Origin of the sequence: Neobacillus drentensis, from assembly GCF_036965645.1 — a bacterium.
Lineage (GTDB): Bacteria > Bacillota > Bacilli > Bacillales > Cytobacillaceae > Neobacillus > Neobacillus drentensis_D.
This window is the reverse complement of record NZ_JBALPZ010000232.1, coordinates 1-2,315: the sequence shown is the minus strand read 5'-3', so window position 1 is coordinate 2,315 and position 2,315 is coordinate 1. Positions and strand designations below refer to the sequence as shown.

The 2,315-nt window shown below is 36.0% G+C and carries 4 protein-coding genes; 2 read left to right on the top strand and 2 right to left on the bottom strand.

The window, feature by feature from the left end:
- Nucleotides 1-610: 610 nt before the first annotated feature.
- Complete coding sequence (locus V7266_RS29155) at nt 611-748, top strand: YjcZ family sporulation protein (RefSeq protein ID WP_335469707.1); 138 nt, start codon at nt 611-613, stop codon at nt 746-748.
- 53 nt (nt 749-801) lie between these two features.
- Nucleotides 802-888, top strand: coding sequence for a YjcZ family sporulation protein (locus V7266_RS29150; RefSeq protein ID WP_335472712.1), 87 nt, complete (start codon nt 802-804; stop codon nt 886-888).
- Nucleotides 889-954: 66 nt separating this feature from the next.
- Here the strand turns inward: V7266_RS29150 and V7266_RS29145 are convergent, their stop codons facing one another.
- Both V7266_RS29145 and V7266_RS29140 read right to left on the bottom strand, forming a co-directional pair.
- On the bottom strand, nt 955-1,113 hold the full coding sequence (locus V7266_RS29145) for a hypothetical protein (RefSeq protein WP_335472705.1): 159 nt from the start codon (nt 1,111-1,113) through the stop codon (nt 955-957).
- A gap of 145 nt (nt 1,114-1,258) precedes the next feature.
- Nucleotides 1,259-2,002: an SDR family NAD(P)-dependent oxidoreductase gene (locus V7266_RS29140; RefSeq protein WP_335472704.1), complete on the bottom strand. Its 744-nt coding sequence runs from the start codon at nt 2,000-2,002 to the stop codon at nt 1,259-1,261.
- Between the last annotated feature and the right edge of the window lie 313 nt (nt 2,003-2,315).

Here is a 2,315-nt window from a genome sequence, read left to right as displayed (position 1 = left end):
ACCACCTGCGAAGCCTACACCATCGGACATATACATAACCTCCTTTCAGCTGTTACCTATAAAATACATAAAATACCAAAAAGGGGATGGGCATTATCTGCAATTAAAGCCCTTTTCCAAAGGTTGTCTCCCTGTGCCATGCTTAGTGTAGTCCTTTATTAAGTCGAAAGGTTTAATAAATACAAGAAATCCCTACTAGGGGTTTCTGTGATTGTAATTATCTTTGAGAAGTCTATATGCTAAGCAAGACTATGGCTTTTCGGCTACACTCTAGGCTATACATCAGTTTAACTTAAGTACCCAATTGGTTAAGCCTTATTTGGGGAATATTTTTAGAACAGACCAAGAAATTTATTCGTTAAAAAATCAGCCCTTGTCCATTCCATTTCATTATCTTGTTCATATATTATTATTACCAACCGCCAGCATAACACCAACATATACATTACCTTCTTTTATTTAAAGATCGTTTGCCTTAAGGCAGACGTTTCTTTGCTTTTATAGGCATGTCGTATATTTTGCCTTATCAATATGATGTTTGTCCAAGCAATTCTTGCCTTTTGAAATATGATATAGCGAAAGGTTTATTCGAAAAATCTAACAGGTGGGTATGTTTGGATACGGAGGATTCGGAGGCTGCCGAGGTTTTGGCTACGGTGGTTTTGGCTACGGCGGAGGCAGTACATTTGTTTTAATCGTTGTACTGTTTATCCTTTTAATTATTGTTGGTACTGCTTTTGTTATTTAATAAACCAATACACGTTCTAGCGAAAAGAATGATTAAGGCTTGAGGTGAAATAAATGGACGGATTAGGAAGTGGCTTTGCGTTAATCGTAGTATTGTTCATCCTTCTTATCATCGTTGGTACATCATTTGTGTTCTACTAATAATAAGGTGAATGGAGCAGGAAAAGGTCCCTTTATCGGACCTTTTTTTGTTTATCAATATCAACCTTATTTAAAGTCGATTTTCTTAGCATAGGAATATCGGCTTTTTTGATGTCGAAATTGCTTAGCATATTTCGAGCTTTTAGTTGTTTGGACCCCTTCTTTTACTAAACTAGTTAGTGAAACAAGAAAAGCTTCCAAAATGACAGCTTCTTCGATCTTCAACTCATGCACCCAGTTAGCTTAAGTACATTTCTTCACAAACTTTATTTTCATATTAATTGAGGGTTAACTATATAATACGTATTTCTTAACTCAAGCTCTAATAATAAAGAACCATCCGAAAATGGTTCTATTAAAATGGGGGTGATTATTGTGCGGTATATCCACCGTCAACAAGTATAGTCGCTCCTGTTGTAAAGTCATTTTCAGCTAAGAAAACAAATGCATGAGCGATTTCTTCAGGTTTCCCAAGTCTTCCGATGGGGTGTCTCGCTATAAGTCCATCATAGAACTCGCCTAAGGCTTCTCTGTTCACAAGAGCCGTTTCAATATAACCAGGAGCTACAGCGTTCACTCGGATGTTACGCGTAGCATATTGTAGAGCAGCGGCTTTTGTCATTTGAACCACTGCACCTTTTGATGCAGCATACGGAAATGCACCTGGCTCGCCTACAACTCCTAGAATAGAAGCTGTGTTCAGTACCACGCCACCGCCAGTTTTTAAAAACTCTTGAATAGCATATTTCGTGCCGAAAAAGACACCGTCCTGGTTCACTCTTATGATTTTATGATAGTCATCATAAGACATCTCATGTACTTCCCCTAAACTGCCGATGCCTGCGTTGTTCACAATGATATCTAATTTTCCGTAATGTTCTATTGTTTTAGCTACTAGGTTTTTAACAGATTCTTCATTTCCTGCATCCAGTTGAACAAACAAAACATCTAATCCATTCGTTTTAAATTCAGATTCAACGGCTTTTCCGCCTTGTTCATTAAAATCACCGATAACGACTTTTGCACCTTTTTCTGCGAAAGCTTTTACGGTTGCTAAACCAATTCCACTTGCTCCACCTGTTACAATTGCTACTTTGCCATCTAATTTACCCATACTTTAAGCCCTCCTGAAATATGTTAAAGTTAACCAGTTTTATAAAATTACGATTAACCATATTATTCTGTTCAAAATAATATTATATAACCATCTAATGATGGTTCTTTATAGAAAGATTGCTTTCATATTCTAAATTTATTTATCTGATTCAAGATAAAAAGTTTCAAATAACGAAGAAACATTGTGTGGTTTAAAATTAGAATAAAAAAGAGTAAAGTGAATGAATTCCATAATTATACAGCCTTACGGGATAAAAGCTTTTATTAGAAATAGGAAGTCAATATTGAACTAACCTCCCTCTATATAGAAA

Excerpts from the sequence above, each read along its gene's own strand:
- V7266_RS29155 (WP_335469707.1), top strand. The coding sequence starts at position 611 with ATGTTTGGATACGGAGGATTCGGAGGCTGCCGAGGTTTTGGCTACGGT.
- V7266_RS29140 (WP_335472704.1), bottom strand. The coding sequence starts at position 2,002 with ATGGGTAAATTAGATGGCAAAGTAGCAATTGTAACAGGTGGAGCAAGT.
- V7266_RS29150 (WP_335472712.1), top strand. The coding sequence starts at position 802 with ATGGACGGATTAGGAAGTGGCTTTGCGTTAATCGTAGTATTGTTCATC.